Below are 16,819 nucleotides of genomic sequence, written 5' to 3'. Positions count from 1 at the left end.
GTTTTCCCGAAAATTGAGTCTTAGAGAGGACGCGCGCGGCTCGGCTCACGGGCCTGAGGCTTCTTCCCGTTCATGATGAAGCTGATGACCTTGGCCACGGCTTCGAAGTGCTCGACGGGGATTTCCTCGTCGACCTCGACGCTGGCGTGCAGGGCGCGCGCCAGGGGCGGGTCTTCCAGAACCGGCACGCCGTGCTCCTCGGCGATGGCGCGGATCTTCAGGGCCAGCTCGTCGACACCCTTGGCCACGCACATCGGCGCGGGCGTCTCGCCGGGCTCGTACTTCAGCGCCACGGCGAAGTGGGTCGGGTTCATGACGACCACGGTCGCCTTGGGCACGGCCTGCATCATCCGCTGGCGCGAGCGCTGCATCTGGATCTGGCGACGCTTGCCCTTGATGTGGGGGTCACCGTCCGACTGCTTGTACTCGTCCTTGACCTCCTGGAGGGTCATGCGCATGCGCTTCATGAACTGCTGGCGCTGGATGAACCAGTCGAAGGCCGAGGTGGCGACCAGGAAGATGATCACCATGATCAGCAGCTTCTTGGATAGCTTGATCGCCTCGGGGATCAGCGAGACCACGTCCATGCCGACCAGGTTGCGCACCTCGCCGACATTGGGCTTCAGCACCATCCAGGCGATGATCGCGGTGACGGCGATCTTCACGATCGACTTGGCGAACTGGATCATGCCCTGCATGCCGAAGATGCGGCCCAGGCCCTTCATCGGATCCAGCTTGCTGAGTTCGGGCTTCAGCTTGTCGGGCGTCAGCATGAAGCCGGTCTGCGCCACGTTGGCGACCACGCCCAGCACCGAGGCCACGACCATCACCAGCACCAGCGGCGGCAGGGCGGCCATGACCGCCTGCTTCATGACCAGCATGGCGCCGCCGCTCGACAGCTCGATCGTGCCGGCATGGGCGATGAACGGATAGAGCGCATTGGCCAGGTCGCGGGTCAGCCAGCCGCCGGCGATCAGGATCACCGAGACCGCGCCGGCCAGCGAGGCCAGCTGGGCGATGTCCGCCGACTTGACGACGTCGCCCTTGGCGCGGGCGTCCGAAAGCTTCTTGGCTGACGGTTCTTCTGTTTTCGACTCGGGATCTGAATCGTCGGCCATGCGCGCCCCCTAGCTGAAAATTCGCAGGAGTTGCGCGTAGCGGTCGGTCCAGACCATGGCGATGCCGCCCAGGGACAGCGCCAGCAGAGACAGGCCCAGGATCACGCTGAGCGGCGAAGCCACGAAGAAGATCTGGAAGGCGGGCATGACCCGCCCGACCAGGCCGACAGCGAGATTGAAGACCAGTGAGAATACGATCACCGGCGCGGCCAGCTGGACGCCCAGGGTGAACGATTGGGCCACCGTCCGCACCGCCAGGGTGACGGCGTCATTGACCGGCACGGGACGGGTGAACGGGAACAGGGTGTAGGACTTGACGATGGCGCCGATGAACAGGTGATGCAGGCCCGTGGCCATCACCAGGGTCAGGCCCAGCATCGACAGGAAGGTGGCCACCGCCGTGCTCGAGCCCTGCATCGAGGGGTTGGTGCTCTGGGCGAACGACAGGGTGGTCTGCATCGAGATGATTTCGCCGGCCGTGGTCAGCGAGCTCATGAACAGGCGCAGCACCGAACCGATCATCAGGCCGATCAGGATCTCGTGGATCACCGCGCCGACCAGGCCGCCCAGGGTGTTGGGGATCGGCGGCACGGTGTTGGCGATCAGGGGCCCCAGCAGCAGGGCCATCAGCAGGGCGAACGCCAGGCGGATTCGCGGCGGCACCGACGCTTCGCCGATGCCGGGCATGGTCATGACCATCGCCGCCACCCGCGAGAACACGAGCGCGGCGACATAGACCTGAAATGCCGTGGCGAAGGAATTCACCGCTTAAGTCCCCGCCCCTTCCGACCTACATGCCCGCGATGCGAGCGGCGATCTGGCGCATGAAGCCGCTCATCAGCGAGCCCATCAGCGGCAGGAAGATCAGCAGCGAGACGAAGATGGCGACGATCTTGGGCGCATAGACCAGGGTCTGCTCCTGGATCTGGGTCAGGGCCTGGAACAGGCCGATGGCGACACCGATCACAAGGCCGACGATCAGGCAGGGCGCGCACAGCTGAAGCGTCAGCCAGATCGCGTCCCGGCCAACATCAAGAACCTCTGCGCCCGTCATGCAAAGCCTCGTCGGAATCGGCCGTACTGGCCGTGTTGTTTCGAGGCTGGAAGATCGTCCGGATATGGTTAACAGGGCGTTAGGGGTTGTCGCCAGGGCGGCAAGAAATGCCGGGCGCGACGGTCGGTCGCGGGGGACCATGATGAACGAAATCGACGGGCCGATGTCATTGCGACGCCGCCTCTACGCCCAGCTGGAACCCAGCGCACGCCCGATTCCGGGGCTGTCGCTCCTGAACCGCGTTCTGGTTGGCGCCATCCTCTTCGCGACCGCCATCGCGATCGCCGAAACTGAGAAGAGCCTACCTCGATCGGCCGTGACGGTGTTCGAGATTTCCGAGATCTGCCTGGGCTGCTTCTTCTTGCTGGAATACCTGATCAGGGTGTGGACGGCGCCGGAGCGTCGTCCACACCGCTCCCCTTTGGCGGAAAGACTTCGGTTCGTCTTTTCACTAGCGGGCGTCCTCGACGTCGTCGTGGTCGTTGCTTCCTTCATGCCTGCCGCCGTCGGCAGCGCGGTATTGCTGCGATGGTTGCGCCTTGGGCGGATCCTGCGGCTGGCGAAGCTGGGCCGCATGTCCCGCGCGCTCGACCATATCCTCGAGGCCATCCATTCGCGTCGCCACGAGTTGACCTTGGCCGTTCTGGCCGGCCTCGCGCTGATCGTGGTCGCGGCCACGGCGCTCTACTTCGCCGAGGGATCGGTTCAGCCCGAAAAGTTCGGCAGCATCCCGCGCGCGTTATGGTGGGCCGTCGCGACCCTGACCACGATCGGCTACGGCGACGTCTATCCCGTCACGCCGCTCGGCAAGCTCCTGGCCGGCGTGACCGCCCTCCTGAGCATCGGCCTCATCGCCATGCCGACAGGCATCCTCGCGGCGGCCTTCAGCGACGGAATGGAAAAGCATCGCCGCCTTTCCGACGTCAGTTCACCAGATACCGTTCGATAAGCTCCACCTCGTCCAACCGCTCCCGCGCTACGTCAGCACGTCCTACCCGCTTGAGCTCTTCCGCCGCCATACGGCGGTCGGCCTGCTCTTGCACCAGAACAGCACGAACATCCGCCGCGCTCAGCACACGCCGAGGCGCCTCGGCAGAACCGTCACCGAACTGCAGGACCACGTATTTCTGATGCTCGGCGGTCATCGGCACGGCCTCGGCGTTGTCGAGGGCGGCGATCAGCACACGCAGGAGGCTGATCTCGGCCGTGCGGCGATCACGCATGGCGGCCTTGAGGTCCGTTTGGAGGCGTAGCCGCATGGCGGCGGCGGGCGGATCGATGGCGCTCATCACGTCATCATGCCGCCGGCCGCGCCGGCTGTCGTCAATCGCTTTAGCGAATACGGATGCGCACCGGGACCTGGATGTACGAACCGGCGCGGCTCTTGCCGTCCGGGCCCAGCAGGTCGACCTGGTATTGCGAGACCATCGACAGCGCGGCCTGGCCGACGCCCAGGTCGCCCGGGCTCTCTTCCTGCACGGTGCAGGCGGTCAGGTGGCCGTCGTTCTTGACGAGGCAGTTCAGCAGGGCGACGGCGACGCGCGGCTCGGAGACGGGGGTCAGCAGGTCCGACGGAGCCTGGGCCGGAGCGGCGTTGGCGAGAGCGGCGGCGAGAGCGAGCGAAGCGATCACGAGTTCATCCCTTTTACTTTGTCTTTTTCAGCGGCCCTACCCGCCGGTGTCCTATTTCGGATCAGGCGGCCTGGGCCTGTTTCAGACGTTGCAGGCCTTGTGCCGCCAGGTCGGTCAGCGAGCGCAGACCCAGTTCCGAGAACACGTCGAAGGCGCAGGCCAGCGCCGCCCCGGCGCGAGCCAGGCGGCCGTCGTCGCGACCGGTGATCTCGACCCGGGCCTCGTACAGGCGGGCCAGATTCATCTGGGCCACGGCCCAACTGGCCGGATCGCGGCCGCCCGGCGCGGCGGCCAGCTCGGCCTTGAAGGCCAGCTCGGCGGCGTCCAGCACCGCCAGGTCGGCGGTCAGCTCGGCGCAGCGGGCCAGGCTGAGGGCGCGGTTGTTGGCGACCACGGCGCGCAGGGCCAGGGCCGGCTGGGCCTTCAGCACCACGGTGGCGCGGTCATAGGCCGAGACGGCCTGCTCGAAGGCGCGCTCGCTGGTCGAGGCCTCGCCCGTGGCCTGGAAGGCCGCGCCCAGCGACGCCTGGGCGCGCGCCCAGTCCATCGGGCTGTGGTCGGCGGTCAGGACGTCGACGGCCGCGCTCTGGGCCTCGACACCGTCGACCAGACACGACAGTTCGCCGTCCAGCTCGCCCAGCAGCACCAAGGCCTGGCCGCGCAGGCCTTCCAGCCGCGCCCAGGCCAGCGGTTCGAAATCGGGATCCAGCACGCCGGCGCCCGTCTTGGCTTCCGACATGGCCAGCTCGGCCAGGGTGCGGTCTTTCAGGCGCTCGGCGCAGGCCAGGATCAGTTCGATCCGCGCGGCGCGCTGATCAGCCAGCTGCAGGCGGGCCGGGCCGCCCTTTACGCGCTTGGCGGCGGCCAGGGCGCGCAGTGGCGCCTCATAGGCCTGGACCGCGACGAGAGCCCGGTCGACATTGTTCTCGGAGAGGGCCGCGCGGCCGTCCAGGCCGGCGGACAGCGCCCCGCAGAGGGCCGTGCGCTGGCCGACCGGCGTGCGGGCCAGGGTCGCCGAGGCGGCGGCCACCAGGCCCTCGTCGCCGAACAGGTCCGCGCCTAGCACGGCCAGCACGGCTTGCTCACAGCGGGCGGCGGCCAGGGCGTCCGAGCGTCGTTCGGCCTCGAAGATCTTCACAGCGGCCTCGGCCTGGGCAGCGCCCTTGCGAAGCGCGGTCGCGTCGCCGCTGCGGCGGGCCAGTTCGCGCCAGACGACGGCGGCCTCCAGCAGGCGCGCCCCGCGGTCCTTGGCGCCGATGCGGCCGGCGACCACGTCGGCCGAACGGGCCTCATTGGTCAGGAGCCGAACATCCAGAAGCTCCAGCAGCGACGTATCGCCCCCGGTCAGCCCCTCGCGCCATGCCCCCTTGAAGCTGCCTTCGGCATCGACGCCGAACAACCGCTTCAGATCCCGTCCGAACTCGAACATCGCTTTGCGCACTCCGCCTGCGGATCGTCCCACGTCGGGACAGCCCGACGGAGGTTCAACGCCTAATCAGCAAAACCGGAGCCAGCGCGCTTAACAAGTGGTTAACAGGTGTTTACAGCGCGTTAACCATAAATATTTTCCATATTTTTACACCTTGATCCGAATTTCAACCATATTGGTTGAAGATGTAGTGAACTGGCACACTTCTTGCTTTAGCGAATACAAGCAGAGCCATGTAAGAGCATTATTTCTTAGAACTTTGTTCATTGAACTAAAAATGACGTTAACCCTAAGTTTTAAGCCCGAGTTTACCTTTCGTTCACGGGCGCCCTCCCCTCCGCAGCGCGAAACGGTCTAGAAAGCGCGGATCGTCATCGATTCCGGAGCCCCGCCATGGCCGCCGTCACTGTCTGGATCGCCAGCCTCTGCCGCCCCGATCCGGGCTATGGCGGTTGGGCCTGGGTGCGCAGGATCGAGGGCGAGACCGGCGCGGCGGCCACCAAGGGCGCGGCCGGCGGCGAGCGCCGCACCACGGGCGCGACCATGAGCCTGACGGCCCTGACCGAGGCGCTGGATGGCCTCTCCGACCTGCCGGCCGACACGGCGGTGACGCTGCGCTTCCTGGATCCCGGCCTGGCCGGCCAGCTCGTGACCTCGGACGGCGACTACGCCACGGCCGAGCCCACCGCCTGGGCCGCCGCCCGCGCGGCCGTCGCCAAGCGTCCCGTTCTAGAACTGGTCCCAGCCACGCCGACCGATGCGGCCAGCGGCTTCCTGAACGCCTGGGCCGAGTTCGGCCTCGACACCGCCAAGTCGCGCGGCAGCTTCAAGGCCGCGATCCCCAAGCCGAACTTGATGAAGTTCCCGGGCTAGCCTTCGCGGCAGCCCACGATCAGGTCCGCCGTCGCCGGATTGCACGCGAACGGGATATTGGCCAGGGTCGCCAGGCGGATCAGCGCCTTGACGTCGACGTCGTGCGGCTGCGGCGAGAGCGGGTCGACGAAGAAGATCAGGACGTCCAGCCGGCCCTCGGCGATCATCGCCCCCAGCTGCTGATCGCCGCCCAGCGGCCCGCTCTTCAGCCGCACCAGATTGAGCTTCGGCAGCGCCTCCAGGATCCGGCCGCCGGTGGTGCCGGTGGCGAACAGCGCCTTGTCCTTCAGGAAGTCGGCATGGGCCAGCGACCACTCGACCAGCGCGGCCTTCTTGTCGTCGTGGGCCACGAGGCCGATGGCGAGGGGAGCGGTCATGCGGTGCGATTCCGAGCGGATACGAAGCCGATATAGCGGCTAGCCGACCTGCTCACGAGTCCGTGCATGGACCAAAATCCTGGGATGCATAATCTGAACAGCTCTACCCCAAGAGTACGGTGCGCGTATGGGTGAGCTTCCAAGAGCATGGCGTCGGGCGATGATCTTCATCACCACGCTCTCGCTGCTCTTCATCGTCTGGAAGTCGGCGTCGCCGACCAGCGACTGGATGGCCGAACATCTGGCGGAATTCCTGGGCTCGGTGGCGAGCGCGGGCGCGTTGGCCTTCATCGCCTATAGCCTCAACATCCAGGCTCGCCAGACCCGCAGCCAGGAGATCCTGACCGCCTTCTCCCTGGCGCGCAGCGACCTGGAGAGCCTGTCGCGCACCATCGCGCTCTCGGCCAAGCTGGTCGTCCAGACCCGGGCCAACGGCGAGCGGGGTCGACTGGACTACTGGGAAGGGCTCTACGCCTCCGGCGACCGCACTGCCTTCACGCGCCTGTTCACGCGCGGCCAGAAGATCAGGGCCTGCCTGAAGGCCAAGGACAGCATGCCGCTTCGGCACAATGTCGGCCTCTACATCCAGCTGTTCGAGAGCGTGCTGGCGCTCAGTCGCGAGGACGAGCTGCGCGGCATGCTGTTGAAGCTGCCGCTAGGCCGCGCCTACAGCGCCCTCAAGATCGCCGTCGACGAAGACCCCGACGGCCGGTATCTGCGCAGCCTCGAACACTTGCCGCGCGATATCGAGGACGCCTGACCAAGCCATGAGCGAAACCGAGATCGACGGCCGCCTGCTGCAGCGCTGGCTGCGCACCGACGCGGCCGAGCCGGGCCTGCTGGTCGGCTGCGCCCTGGACGACGGCGAATGCGACGAGCCGCTGGCGATCACCCAGGTCGACGTGGCTCGCCAGGCGATCGTCTGCGGCCGAGTCCGCATCCCGTTCGCGCGCCTGCCCGACTGCCTGCTGGTCGCGCCGGCCGACCACCCGGTCGTCCCGGCGATCCGGGCCTGTGTCTCGCCGCAGGAACAGCTGCACCAGCGCATGAAGACGGAGCTGGGCGAGGAGTATCCCCGGCCGTTCGCTTCGGTCGAAGACCTCGAGGCCGTCCACGCCGCAGAGATGGCGCGTCGCGAGGGCAAGCTGCCCGAACGCGCCTTGCGTGGGCCGTGGGTGCGAGCGTTGAAGCGCAATGAGCTGCATCGCCAGGGCGCGCAGTTGGCCCAGTCGTGGCGGCAGCTGGCCAACGCCATGGGGGCGCCGTGGTCGGACATCGCCCTGCACCTGGCCTGGTTCCAGCGGCACGCCGGCCATCCCAACCGCGCGATCGAGACGGCGCGAGACTTCTGGGCGTCGAAGGCGGTGGCGTCCCAGACCGAGATCGCCATGCTGGCCACGGTCGAGGCGGCGTCCTGGATCGATCGTTTCGAGCGCAAGGGCGGCGCACCGCCTGACCTGGTCGAGGCCCGTCGCGCGGCCGCCAAGGCCTACGCCATCAACACGACCGATCCCGAGATCAAGGCCGTCTACCAGCGCCTGCAGGCGATCGCGGACGGCCCTGACGATAGTCGCAGGGGCCGCTAGGCGCGTTCCTTGGTCCGCTCGAAGCGCACCTTGGGATAGCGCTCGGCGACATAGCCGATTTCCCAGGACGACTTGCCCAGGAACACCGGCTGCTCGTCGATGTCCTGGCCCATGGCCGACTTGTGCTTGCTGACAAAGTCCTCGACGTCGGCCCGATCGCCGCCCAGCCAGCGGGCCTCGGCATAGGGGCTGGCCTCGAAGATACAGTCCAGCTGGTACTCGTTGGCCAGGCGGTCGGCCATGACCTCGAACTGCAGCTGGCCCACGGCCCCGACGATGAAGTCGCTGCCGATCATCGGGCGGAACAGCTGGGTGACGCCCTCTTCGGCGAGACCCTCCAGCGCCTTCTTCAGGTGCTTGGCCTTCAGCGGATCCTTGACGCGCACGCGGCGCAGGATTTCCGGGGCGAAGTTGGGCAGGCCGGCGAAGCGTAGAGTCCCGGTCTCGGACAGGCTGTCGCCCACCCGCAAAACACCATGATTTGGAATCCCAATGACGTCGCCGGCGAAGGCGTCCTCAGCCAGTTCGCGGTCGCTGGCGAAGAACATGATCGGCGCGTTGACGCTCATGGCCTTGCCGGTGTTCTGGGCCTTCAGCTTCATGCCGCGCGTGAAGCGGCCGCTGGTCAGGCGCAGGAAGGCGATCCGGTCGCGGTGGTTGGGGTCCATGTTCGCCTGGACCTTGAACACGAAGCCCGACACCTCGTTGTCGCCGGGGGCGACATGGGTGTCGACGCCGGCCTTGTTGACCTTGGCCGGATGCGGCGGCGGAGCGTAGGCGCCGATGCCGCCCAAGAGCTCGTTGACGCCGAAGTGGCGCAGGGCCGAGCCGAAGAACACCGGCGTCATGTGGCCTTCCAAGAAGCTCTGGACGTCGAACGGCTTGCCGGCCTCGGTGACCAGCATGGCGTTGTCTTCCAGCTCGGCCTTTTCTTGCGGGTCCAGGTACTGGACCACCGCATTGCCTTTGAAGGCGATCGGGTCCGGGTGGCCCTCGTCGTCGGTCGAGCTCTTCTTGGCGTAGGGGATGAACTTGTCGTTGCGCAGGTCCAGCATGCCCTTGAAGCGGCCGCCCGAACCGGCCGGCCAGTATAGTGGCGCCGGGTCCAGGGCCAGCTTGGACGAGACCTCGTCCAGCAGCTCGAACGGGTCCTGGGCCTCGCGGTCCATCTTGTTGATGAAGGTGATGATCGGGATGTCGCGCAGGCGGCACACCTCGAACAGCTTCAGGGTCTGGGGCTCGATGCCCTTGGCGGCGTCCAGCACCATGATCGCCGCGTCGGCGGCGGTCAGGGTGCGGTAGGTGTCTTCGGAGAAGTCTTCGTGGCCCGGGGTGTCCAGCAGGTTGAACATCAGGCCGTCGTGATCGAACGTCATCACCGAGGCGGAGACCGAGATCCCGCGCTCGCGTTCGATCTTCATCCAGTCCGACTGGGTCCTACGCGTCTGGCCACGGGCGCGCACGGCGCCGGCCGCGCGGATCGCCCCGCCGGCCAGCAGCAGGTTTTCCGTCAGGGTCGTCTTGCCGGCGTCGGGGTGGCTGATGATGGCGAAGGTGCGCCGACGGGCGGCTTCAGCGGCGGGGGACTTGCTCATGGCGCGGGGTTACCGCTCCGGAGCCTACTTGTCACCTTCCTCGGATGTCGCGGCCGGCTTTCGCCGCGCGATGGCCTCCTCGAACCGCCGCTTGGCCTCGGCGGCCTGGGGGCCGGCGTGCGGGTCGTTGAACACCGGCTCGACCATGGCGGCGGCCTCGTCGAAGCGGCTGCGCCGCATCAGCGCATCAGCGGCGGCGATGCGGAACTGCGCCACCTGCGGGGCCAGCGCCTGGGCTTTCAGCAGCACGTTGACGGTGTTGTCGTTGGGATAGTTGGCGTCGCCGCGCCGGCTTACGCCGTAGTCATAGAGCAGCAAAGCGTTGTTGGGGTCGACGGCGAAACCCTTGCCGAACCACTCACGCGCTTCCCGCATGTAATTCGCCGCATTGGCGGGGTCAGTACGGGCCTGCAGCATGCAGGACCAGCCCAGGGTCTGCAGCGCCTCGACGTCGCGCGGATCGACCTCGACCCTGTGCTTGAGCAGGACCTGAGCCTTGGCGCGGTCGCCGAAGTCGTTCTCGGCCCGCGCTTGCGTCATCTCGGCCAGGCGATCGCCGGGATAGCGAGCCGCGCGCTCGCGGATCATGGCCAGCAAGGCGGGGCGTTCGACCGGCGGCACGCCCATCTTCAGCCGCTGGCCTTCTAGCAGCAGATCGTCGGCCGAGGCCGGCAGGCGGGTGACGGTCAGCGCCTGCGCGCTCGACGGCGGACGCGGCAGGCGCCGCCCCGGCAGGGCCAGCATGTACTGCTTGAGCACGCGCTCCAGGTCCTTCATCGGAACGCCAGCCGCCTCGGGCATCAGCGCCACCGGATCGCCGCCCGCGGCCACCGCGGTGGCGTACCGGGTCAGGCGAGCCAGGCGCGCGGGGTCCGACATCATGTAGTGGGTCAGCAGCCAGGACTGGGCGTAGAAGGCGGCGATGTCGCGCCGATCGCCCGTCAGCGCCCGTCGGCCCAGGATCTGGTCGAACGGCGTCCAGGTCGTCCCCCGCAGCCAGGCGATGCGCGGGCTCGTGCGGCCCAGTTCCACGGCGTCAGGCTTGAACAGCACGGTGGAGAAGTACTCGGCATACCCCTCGACCAGCCACGAGGCGTAGGCGGCCGGCGCATGCTGCTTCATGAAGTGGTGGGTGTATTCGTGGAACAGCACCTGGCGACCGCGCTCGGTGTCGCCTTCCAGGCTGATGATGGCGAAGATGTCGCCGACCGAGGCGTTGTAGAAGCCGGCGACATTGGTGATGCTCGGCTGCACGCGTTTCAGGTCGGTCTGGCGCGGCACGATGTAGATCGGCAGCGGCCTCTCGTCGGCCGAGACGTCCACGTCATGCAGGCTGCGCAGCAGGCCCGCGAAGCTCTCCAGATCCTTGGCCATCTGGACCAGGACCCTCTCGCTGACGTGTCCGTACAACGAGAACGACGGCGTGCTGATGTGCAGCCAGTCGCTGGCGTCCTGAGCGCGGGCAAGGCCCGAGACGGCCAGCGGCGCCAAGGCCACGCTCAACGCGAACGTCCGCCGCGATATCACGCTACGCATAATCAGCCCTTCTTGTCGGACGCCGGTTTCTCTTCGGGACCACCGGCCGCCTTGGCGACCGGCTTCTCTTCCGGCAGCGCCTTCAGCATCGCCTGCGCCGCCTCGGCTTCCGGGCCGCCGTGCGGACTGCCGGCCAGGGGCGTCAGCACGGTGCGGGCGGTGTCGTATTCCTTGAACTCGACCAGCGCCCGGCCCGCGTCCAGACGCAGGTGGCCGACCTGGGGCGCCAGGGTCATGGCGCGCACCCGGATGTTGACCATGTTGTCGGTCAACGGCTCCAGCTGCCGGGCTTCGGCATAGCCGTGCAGCACCCGCGGGTCGTCGGGCTCGACCTTGAAGGCGCGAGCGAACAGCTTGCCGGCCTCGCCCAGGATCTCCTTGCGGTGGTCCTTGTCGGCGTCGGCGACCATGAGCCGGCTCTCGCCCAGCACGACCAGGGCGTCCTTGTCCTTGGGATCGGCCACCAGGAGCGCGTTCAGGAGCGCCTCCCCCGCCGCGCGGTCGCCGAACTGGGTCTCGGCCTGGGCGCGCACCAGCCGGGCGAAGCGGTCGTCGGGATAGCGGGCGGCGGCGTTGCGGATCGATTGCAGCACGGCCGGCCGCTCATCCTTGCCCACGCCCAGCTTCAGCCGCTGGTAGTCCAGCAACAGGGCGTCCGCCGAGAGCGGCAGGGTGGTCACGGTCATCTGCGCTTCCGCCGGCGTGAGGCGCGGCAGCGCACCGGCCGGCAGCGGACGGTCCAGATACGACTTCAGCGCGCTGCGCAGGCCGTCCATGTCCTGGCCGAAGACCTTCTGCCACGCCTCGGTCGGCTTCTGTCCCGTGCGCACGGCCTCCAGGTACGGGCTCAGCTTCTTGCGGCGCTCCGGGTCCGACAGGATGTAATGGGTCAGCAGCCAGGCCTGGGCGTAGTAGCTGTTGGTCTCCCACTTGCCGAACTCGCCGGGACGCTTGGTCAGCAGGTCGCTCATCGAGACCCAGCTGGAGCCGGGCGCGACCAGGGTATAGGCGCGGCCCTTGTTGTAGCCGCCGACGACGAAGCGGTTCCAGCCCAGGTCGGTGGTCATGTAGTACTCGGCATAACCCTCGACGAGCCAGGCCGGATAGGCGCTGGGATAGTAGCGCAGCATGAAGTGATGCACGTATTCGTGCATCACCGTGTCGTCGCCGCGGTTCTGGTCGTTATCGTCGGACACGCCGTCGCGGATGGCGATGGTGAACACTTCGGTCGTCGCGGGAATGTAGACCCCTTGCGTGCCCTCGCGCGCCCAGGGCAGCACGCGCCGCAGCTGACCAAGGTCGGAGACCAGATAGACCGGCAGCTTGATCGGCGGCGCGTTCTCCGGGGGCTGCCTGTGCAACCGGCGCAGCACGGAGTCGAAGTCCTCCAGCATCGAGGCGTACTGGCGCACGGCCTTTTCGCTGCGGCCATAGACCACGAAGTGCTCGCTCTCGGCCCGCCGCCATTCGGCGCTGGCCGTCGCGGGAAGCGCCAGCAGGGCCAGGCACAGCAGCGCGGCCGAGAGCTTGCGGATCACGGGGTCGCCTCGCCGCCGATCTTCTGCAGCAAGGCCTTGGCCTGCTTGGCCGTCTTGCCGCCGTGCGGGTTGTTGGCCACCGGACGCAGCAGCGCAGCGGCCTTGTCATTCTGGCCGCGCGTGATCAAGGCCTCGGCCTCAGTGATGGTGATCTCCGGAACCTGCGGCGCCAGCATGTGGGCCTCGTCCAGCACGTTCAGGACGTTGTCGCTGGGATATTTCGGATCGAGCTTGCGGCTGAGGGCGTAGCCGTACAGCGTCTGGAACCGCTCGGGATCCAGCTTGAAGGCCTGGCCCAGCTTCAGGCCCGCCTCCTTGTACAGCGTCGCGCGGCGGGCCGGATCGCGGTCGCCGATGGCCATGCGCCCCATGCCCGCCAGCTCGAAGCCCTCGGGATCCTCCGGATGCTCGGCGGCATAGGCGTCGGCCAGCTTCAGCCCGGCCTCGCGGTCGCCATAGGTCAGCTCGGCCCGCGCCAGGGTCAGCCGGGCGATCGGCGCGTTCGGATAACGCTCGGCGCCGCGCCGGGCCTGAGTCAGCAGGCCCTGCTCCCAGGTCTTCAGCTGTTCCTTGTACTCGGCGATCCGCTTGGGCGTCGCGCCCGGGGCGTCCTCGTCGATGTCGGCGTCATTGCCAAACAGGCCGGCCCGGCGCAGGCCCTGGCTGACCAGCAGCAGGTCGTCGGCGGCCGGGGGCATCGGCGAGAGCTTGATCTCGGGCGTGGGCAGGTTGCTGACCGTGTAGTCGGTGAACTTCAGCGCGCCCATCATGTAGCCGCGCAGCTCCGTCTGCAGCTTGCCGTGCGACATGCCGGTGATCTCGGTCATGGCCTTGATCGGATCGGCGCCGCCGCCGACAGCCTTCATGTAGGCCTGCAGCTGCTGGTAGCGCGCCGGATCGCTCATGAAATAGTGGGTCAGCAGCCAGGCCTGGGCGTAGAACATCGGCGGCTCCGAGCCGCCGGTCAGCTCGAACGGCCGCTTGCTCAGCAGCTTCTCCATCGAGACCCACGGGCCGTTGCGCAGGTCGCCGCCGCGCATGGCGTTGCGGCCGACCTGGATCTTGTTCTCGTCGATCACCGCGCTACCGAAGTACTCGGCATAACCCTCGGTCAGCCAGGCCGGATAGCCGTAGGGGAAGTAGCGCAGCATGAAGTGGTGCACGTATTCGTGCTGGATGACGTGGTCGCTTTCCTTCTCGCGCAAGGCCACGGCGAACACGTCGTTGGGGCTGGGCACGTAGAAGCCGCCGACGCCGTCCCCCAGCCCCGGGATCACGGTCTCGAACCCGGTCTTGGAGATCACCAGATAGATCGGCAGCTTGCGCACCGCGTCGCCGTCCAGCGGCATGCCGTGCAGGTAGCGCAACAGGCCGTCATAGCGCTCCAGCTTGACGACATAGTCCTTGAGGGCGATCGGCGTGACGTCGCCATAGACGGTGAAGTGCGGGCTCTCGGCACGGGTCCAGCGCCCCTTGGCCCCCTCCCCTGAGGAATTGGCCGCCCAGGCGGTCGAACTCGCCAGCGCTGTCGTGACCAACAGGCCGATGATCGCCGCCATTTTGCGCTTGTACATGCGCCTACCCCACAACCCGCAATCTGCGATTGAGGCTAGGCGGGATCACCGTTGGGACGCAAGAGGGGTTCGAGGCGCGGCCGAGACCGCGCCTCGAAAAGTCAGGCTTAGAACTTGGCCGAGAGACGGGCGTACCAGAGGCCGCCATCGGTGTCGTACGGCGCGTTGCGCGAGTAGATCAGGCCGCGCGAGGCCTGGAACGTCGCCTCGTCCGGATAGGTGTCGAACAGGTTCTCGGCGCCCACCGTCAGCTTCAGCTTTTCCGTCAGTTCGGCGCTGATCGACAGATCGACCAAGGCCTTGCCGGCGAAGTTCTGGATCAGGTCGGCTGCGCCGTTGGCCTGGGCGTCGGTCCACTCGCCCGACCAGCGGGTGCGGATCATGCCGTTGAACCGACCGCGGCTGTAGTCGAACGTCACGTTGGCGGCGTTCTGCGGCAGGCCGTTCTCGAGATTGACGCGGGCCAGGTTCGAGACCTCGGTCAGTTTGGAGCGGGTGACCTTGGTGTCGTTCCAGTTCCAGGCCGCCGTCACGCCGGCCTTGCCGCCCAGCAGCTGGCCGCGCCACGAGCCCACCACGTCCACGCCCTGGGTGCGGGTGTCGAACGAGTTGGTGAAGTAGCTGACCGTCGTCAAGCTGTCCGCGCCGGGCACGCCGGCCGCGACCAGCTGGGCCCGCAGCGCCGGGGTCACCGTGAAGTTCGGCGACACGGCGAAGCGGTTGTCGACGTCGACGCGGTAGTAGTCGACCGAGGCCGTGAAGCCGCCCTGGCGGAAGACGAAGCCCAGCGAGACGTTCTTGGACTCTTCCGGCTCCAGCGGCTTGCCGCCTAAGGCCTGCGAGATCGGGTTGATCGGCGACAGGCGGCCCGAGGTGAACAGCAGCAGCGTCGTGGTGTTCAGGCCCTGCGAGGTGCGGGTGTTGTTGATCTGGCCGGCGGTCGGGGCGCGGAAGCCGCTCGAGACCGCGCCACGGATGGCGAAGTTCGGCGTGAACTCGTAGCGCGCGGCGATCTTGCCGTCGGTGGTCTGGCCGAACTCCGAGAAGTCCTCGTGGCGGATGGCGATGTCGGCGCCCAGCTTGTCGGTGATCGGCAGGTCGAGGTCGATGTAGCCAGCATAGCTGGTCTGGTCCCACGACCCGGCCTGGCTGGGGGCGTAGCCCGGGAAGCCGTTCGAGCCGCTGGGCAGGCCGGCCGGCGCGCCAGGGCCGACATCCCACGAATAGCGGTCGCCCGCCTGGATCTCGTAGGTCTCCTTGCGGGCTTCCAGGCCCAGGGCCAGGTTCGCCGGCTTGGCCAGGAACGACCATTCCAGCGGCCGCGAGGCGTCCAGGTTGAGGGTCTGTTCCTTCTGGATCAGCGAGCCGGCGTCGAAGCTGGTCGGCGACTGCGGGCCGAACGAGGCGTTGATGCTGTTGTTCAGGAAGTAGTCGACGTCGTCGCGGCCCCAGCCGAACGAGGCGTCCCACGACCAGCCCATGGCGTCGCCGCGCAGGCCGCCGGTCAGCGAGGCGTTGGTCTCGTCCTGACCGAAGATCGGCGAGAAGCCGGCCGGGTACAGCTGGTTCAGGGACCAGCCGGGGAACAGCGGGCTGGTGCGGTACGAGGTGTCGGTCGACGGGTTGCGCCAGTTGAAGTCGGTCTCGCCGTGCATGTCGCTGAACGTGCCGAAGGCATAGGCCTCGACCGCGTCGCTGACCGGCAGGACCAGGTTCAGCGAGGCGCGCCAGACTTCGCGGTCCGGCTGGCCCCAGCGCTGCACGGGGTTCTTGACCTTGATGGTCGGATTGGCGGCCTGGAAGGCGATGGCGTCCGGACGCTGGCGGGTGCGCGAGGTGGCCTCGGCATTGGTGTAGTCGAGCGCGCCGACCAGGCTGCCGCCGCTGCCGATGGCGACGCCATAGCGCGCGCCCAGTTCGGTCTTCTCGCCGTCGCCGGCATAGTAGCGGCCGTACTGGGCGTGACCGTCGAAGCCGGTCTTGTCGCTGAGGATGACATTGATCACCCCGGCAATGGCGTCCGAGCCGTACTGGGCCGAGGCGCCGTCGCGCAGCACTTCGATGCGCTCGATGCCGCTGGCGCCCAGCGAGGCCAGGTCGACGCCTTGTTGGCCGCGACCGCCGAGGACGGCCGAGCGGTGACGGCGCTTGCCATTGACCAGCACCAGCGTCTGGTCGGGCGACAGGCCGCGCAGGGTGGCCGGGCGCACGAAGGCCTGGCCGTCGGCGGCCGGCAGGCGCTGGACGTTGAACGACGGCGTGGTGGCCGCCAGCTTGTCCATGATCTCGTCCGAAACGGTGTTGCGCAGGGCTTCCTGGCTGACGACGTCGACCGGCGCGGCCGACTCGAAGGCCGTGCGGTCGATACGGCGCGTGCCGGTCACGACGATGGTGTCGACCTCGGTGTCGGCGCTCGCGATTTGCTGCGCCTGGGCTTGGCTGGAGAGCGCCAGGGCGAGCACGCCCCAGGCGACGGTGGACAGAAGCTTCATCGTGAACCTGCACTG

The 16,819-nt window shown here is 67.7% G+C and carries 16 protein-coding genes; 4 read left to right on the top strand and 12 right to left on the bottom strand.

Features of this window, described 5'->3' with window-relative positions; genetic code table 11:
- Positions 1–20: 20 nt before the first annotated feature.
- Genes flhB through fliQ form a run of 3 tightly spaced genes read right to left on the bottom strand, consistent with a single transcriptional unit; the run spans position 21 to position 2,172 of the window.
- Complete coding sequence (gene flhB / locus AC1RR5_RS09735) at positions 21–1,118, bottom strand: flagellar biosynthesis protein FlhB (RefSeq protein WP_492921160.1); 1,098 nt, start codon at positions 1,116–1,118, stop codon at positions 21–23.
- Positions 1,119–1,127: 9 nt separating this feature from the next.
- Entirely contained in the window at positions 1,128–1,883 is a 756-nt protein-coding gene (gene fliR, locus AC1RR5_RS09730; RefSeq protein ID WP_492921159.1) for a flagellar biosynthetic protein FliR, read from the bottom strand.
- Between the two features lie 25 nt (positions 1,884–1,908).
- Entirely contained in the window at positions 1,909–2,172 is a 264-nt protein-coding gene (fliQ, locus tag AC1RR5_RS09725) for a flagellar biosynthesis protein FliQ (protein ID WP_492082926.1), read from the bottom strand.
- A gap of 142 nt (positions 2,173–2,314) precedes the next feature.
- On the opposite strand from fliQ, the gene AC1RR5_RS09720 reads away from it, so the two are divergent.
- Complete coding sequence (locus AC1RR5_RS09720) at positions 2,315–3,121, top strand: ion transporter (RefSeq protein ID WP_492921158.1); 807 nt, start codon at positions 2,315–2,317, stop codon at positions 3,119–3,121.
- Here AC1RR5_RS09720 and AC1RR5_RS09715 read toward each other — a convergent pair.
- The 3 genes from AC1RR5_RS09715 to AC1RR5_RS09705 form a co-directional block, all read right to left on the bottom strand.
- Positions 3,096–3,461, bottom strand: coding sequence for a GatB/YqeY domain-containing protein (locus AC1RR5_RS09715; RefSeq protein WP_492921157.1), 366 nt, complete (start codon positions 3,459–3,461; stop codon positions 3,096–3,098). The genes AC1RR5_RS09720 and AC1RR5_RS09715 overlap by 26 nt on opposite strands.
- 43 nt (positions 3,462–3,504) lie before the next feature.
- Positions 3,505–3,804, bottom strand: coding sequence for an energy transducer TonB (locus tag AC1RR5_RS09710; RefSeq protein WP_492921156.1), 300 nt, complete (start codon positions 3,802–3,804; stop codon positions 3,505–3,507).
- Positions 3,805–3,865: 61 nt separating this feature from the next.
- Positions 3,866–5,245 carry a hypothetical protein gene (locus AC1RR5_RS09705; RefSeq protein ID WP_492921155.1) on the bottom strand — a complete coding sequence of 460 codons (1,380 nt, stop codon included), beginning with the start codon at positions 5,243–5,245 and terminating at the stop codon, positions 3,866–3,868.
- 381 nt (positions 5,246–5,626) lie between these two features.
- On the opposite strand from AC1RR5_RS09705, the gene AC1RR5_RS09700 reads away from it, so the two are divergent.
- Positions 5,627–6,106, top strand: a complete 480-nt coding sequence (locus tag AC1RR5_RS09700; RefSeq protein WP_492921154.1) for a ribonuclease H — start codon at positions 5,627–5,629, stop codon at positions 6,104–6,106.
- On the opposite strand, the gene AC1RR5_RS09695 is transcribed toward AC1RR5_RS09700, so the two are convergent.
- Positions 6,103–6,483, bottom strand: coding sequence for a methylglyoxal synthase (locus AC1RR5_RS09695; RefSeq protein WP_492921152.1), 381 nt, complete (start codon positions 6,481–6,483; stop codon positions 6,103–6,105). The genes AC1RR5_RS09700 and AC1RR5_RS09695 overlap by 4 nt on opposite strands.
- 160 nt (positions 6,484–6,643) lie before the next feature.
- Here AC1RR5_RS09695 and AC1RR5_RS09690 point away from each other — a divergent pair, with 160 nt between their 5' ends.
- Both AC1RR5_RS09690 and AC1RR5_RS09685 read left to right on the top strand, forming a co-directional pair.
- On the top strand, positions 6,644–7,243 hold the full coding sequence (locus AC1RR5_RS09690) for a hypothetical protein (protein WP_492921150.1): 600 nt from the start codon (positions 6,644–6,646) through the stop codon (positions 7,241–7,243).
- A gap of 7 nt (positions 7,244–7,250) precedes the next feature.
- Positions 7,251–8,069, top strand: coding sequence for a hypothetical protein (locus AC1RR5_RS09685; RefSeq protein WP_492921148.1), 819 nt, complete (start codon positions 7,251–7,253; stop codon positions 8,067–8,069).
- On the opposite strand, the gene AC1RR5_RS09680 is transcribed toward AC1RR5_RS09685, so the two are convergent.
- The 5 genes from AC1RR5_RS09680 to AC1RR5_RS09660 form a co-directional block, all read right to left on the bottom strand.
- Positions 8,066–9,664: a peptide chain release factor 3 gene (locus AC1RR5_RS09680; RefSeq protein WP_492921146.1), complete on the bottom strand. Its 1,599-nt coding sequence runs from the start codon at positions 9,662–9,664 to the stop codon at positions 8,066–8,068. The two genes, AC1RR5_RS09685 and AC1RR5_RS09680, sit on opposite strands and share 4 nt — an antisense overlap.
- A 24-nt stretch (positions 9,665–9,688) precedes the next feature.
- Positions 9,689–11,200 (bottom strand): tetratricopeptide repeat protein, encoded by a 1,512-nt coding sequence (locus AC1RR5_RS09675; protein ID WP_492921144.1) that lies wholly within the window; start codon positions 11,198–11,200, stop codon positions 9,689–9,691.
- Positions 11,201–11,202: 2 nt separating this feature from the next.
- Positions 11,203–12,738, bottom strand: coding sequence for a DUF1570 domain-containing protein (locus AC1RR5_RS09670; RefSeq protein ID WP_492921142.1), 1,536 nt, complete (start codon positions 12,736–12,738; stop codon positions 11,203–11,205).
- Positions 12,735–14,312, bottom strand: coding sequence for a DUF1570 domain-containing protein (locus tag AC1RR5_RS09665; protein WP_492921141.1), 1,578 nt, complete (start codon positions 14,310–14,312; stop codon positions 12,735–12,737). Before AC1RR5_RS09665 ends, AC1RR5_RS09670 begins: the two co-directional genes overlap by 4 nt.
- A gap of 107 nt (positions 14,313–14,419) precedes the next feature.
- Entirely contained in the window at positions 14,420–16,804 is a 2,385-nt protein-coding gene (locus tag AC1RR5_RS09660) for a TonB-dependent receptor plug domain-containing protein (protein WP_492921140.1), read from the bottom strand.
- Positions 16,805–16,819 lie beyond the last annotated feature (15 nt).

Source organism: Caulobacter sp. GW821-FHT11E11 (assembly GCF_058808315.1).
Note: the sequence above shows the minus strand (reverse complement) of the source record. Positions and strands in the feature narration are given on the sequence as shown.

Excerpts from the sequence above, each read along its gene's own strand:
- AC1RR5_RS09665 (WP_492921141.1), bottom strand. The coding sequence starts at position 14,312 with ATGTACAAGCGCAAAATGGCGGCGATCATCGGCCTGTTGGTCACGACA.
- AC1RR5_RS09690 (WP_492921150.1), top strand. The coding sequence starts at position 6,644 with ATGATCTTCATCACCACGCTCTCGCTGCTCTTCATCGTCTGGAAGTCG.
- AC1RR5_RS09695 (WP_492921152.1), bottom strand. The coding sequence starts at position 6,483 with ATGACCGCTCCCCTCGCCATCGGCCTCGTGGCCCACGACGACAAGAAG.
- flhB (WP_492921160.1), bottom strand. The coding sequence starts at position 1,118 with ATGGCCGACGATTCAGATCCCGAGTCGAAAACAGAAGAACCGTCAGCC.
- AC1RR5_RS09715 (WP_492921157.1), bottom strand. The coding sequence starts at position 3,461 with ATGAGCGCCATCGATCCGCCCGCCGCCGCCATGCGGCTACGCCTCCAA.
- AC1RR5_RS09700 (WP_492921154.1), top strand. The coding sequence starts at position 5,627 with ATGGCCGCCGTCACTGTCTGGATCGCCAGCCTCTGCCGCCCCGATCCG.
- AC1RR5_RS09720 (WP_492921158.1), top strand. The coding sequence starts at position 2,315 with ATGAACGAAATCGACGGGCCGATGTCATTGCGACGCCGCCTCTACGCC.
- AC1RR5_RS09675 (WP_492921144.1), bottom strand. The coding sequence starts at position 11,200 with ATGCGTAGCGTGATATCGCGGCGGACGTTCGCGTTGAGCGTGGCCTTG.
- fliQ (WP_492082926.1), bottom strand. The coding sequence starts at position 2,172 with ATGACGGGCGCAGAGGTTCTTGATGTTGGCCGGGACGCGATCTGGCTG.
- AC1RR5_RS09660 (WP_492921140.1), bottom strand. The coding sequence starts at position 16,804 with ATGAAGCTTCTGTCCACCGTCGCCTGGGGCGTGCTCGCCCTGGCGCTC.
- AC1RR5_RS09685 (WP_492921148.1), top strand. The coding sequence starts at position 7,251 with ATGAGCGAAACCGAGATCGACGGCCGCCTGCTGCAGCGCTGGCTGCGC.
- AC1RR5_RS09680 (WP_492921146.1), bottom strand. The coding sequence starts at position 9,664 with ATGAGCAAGTCCCCCGCCGCTGAAGCCGCCCGTCGGCGCACCTTCGCC.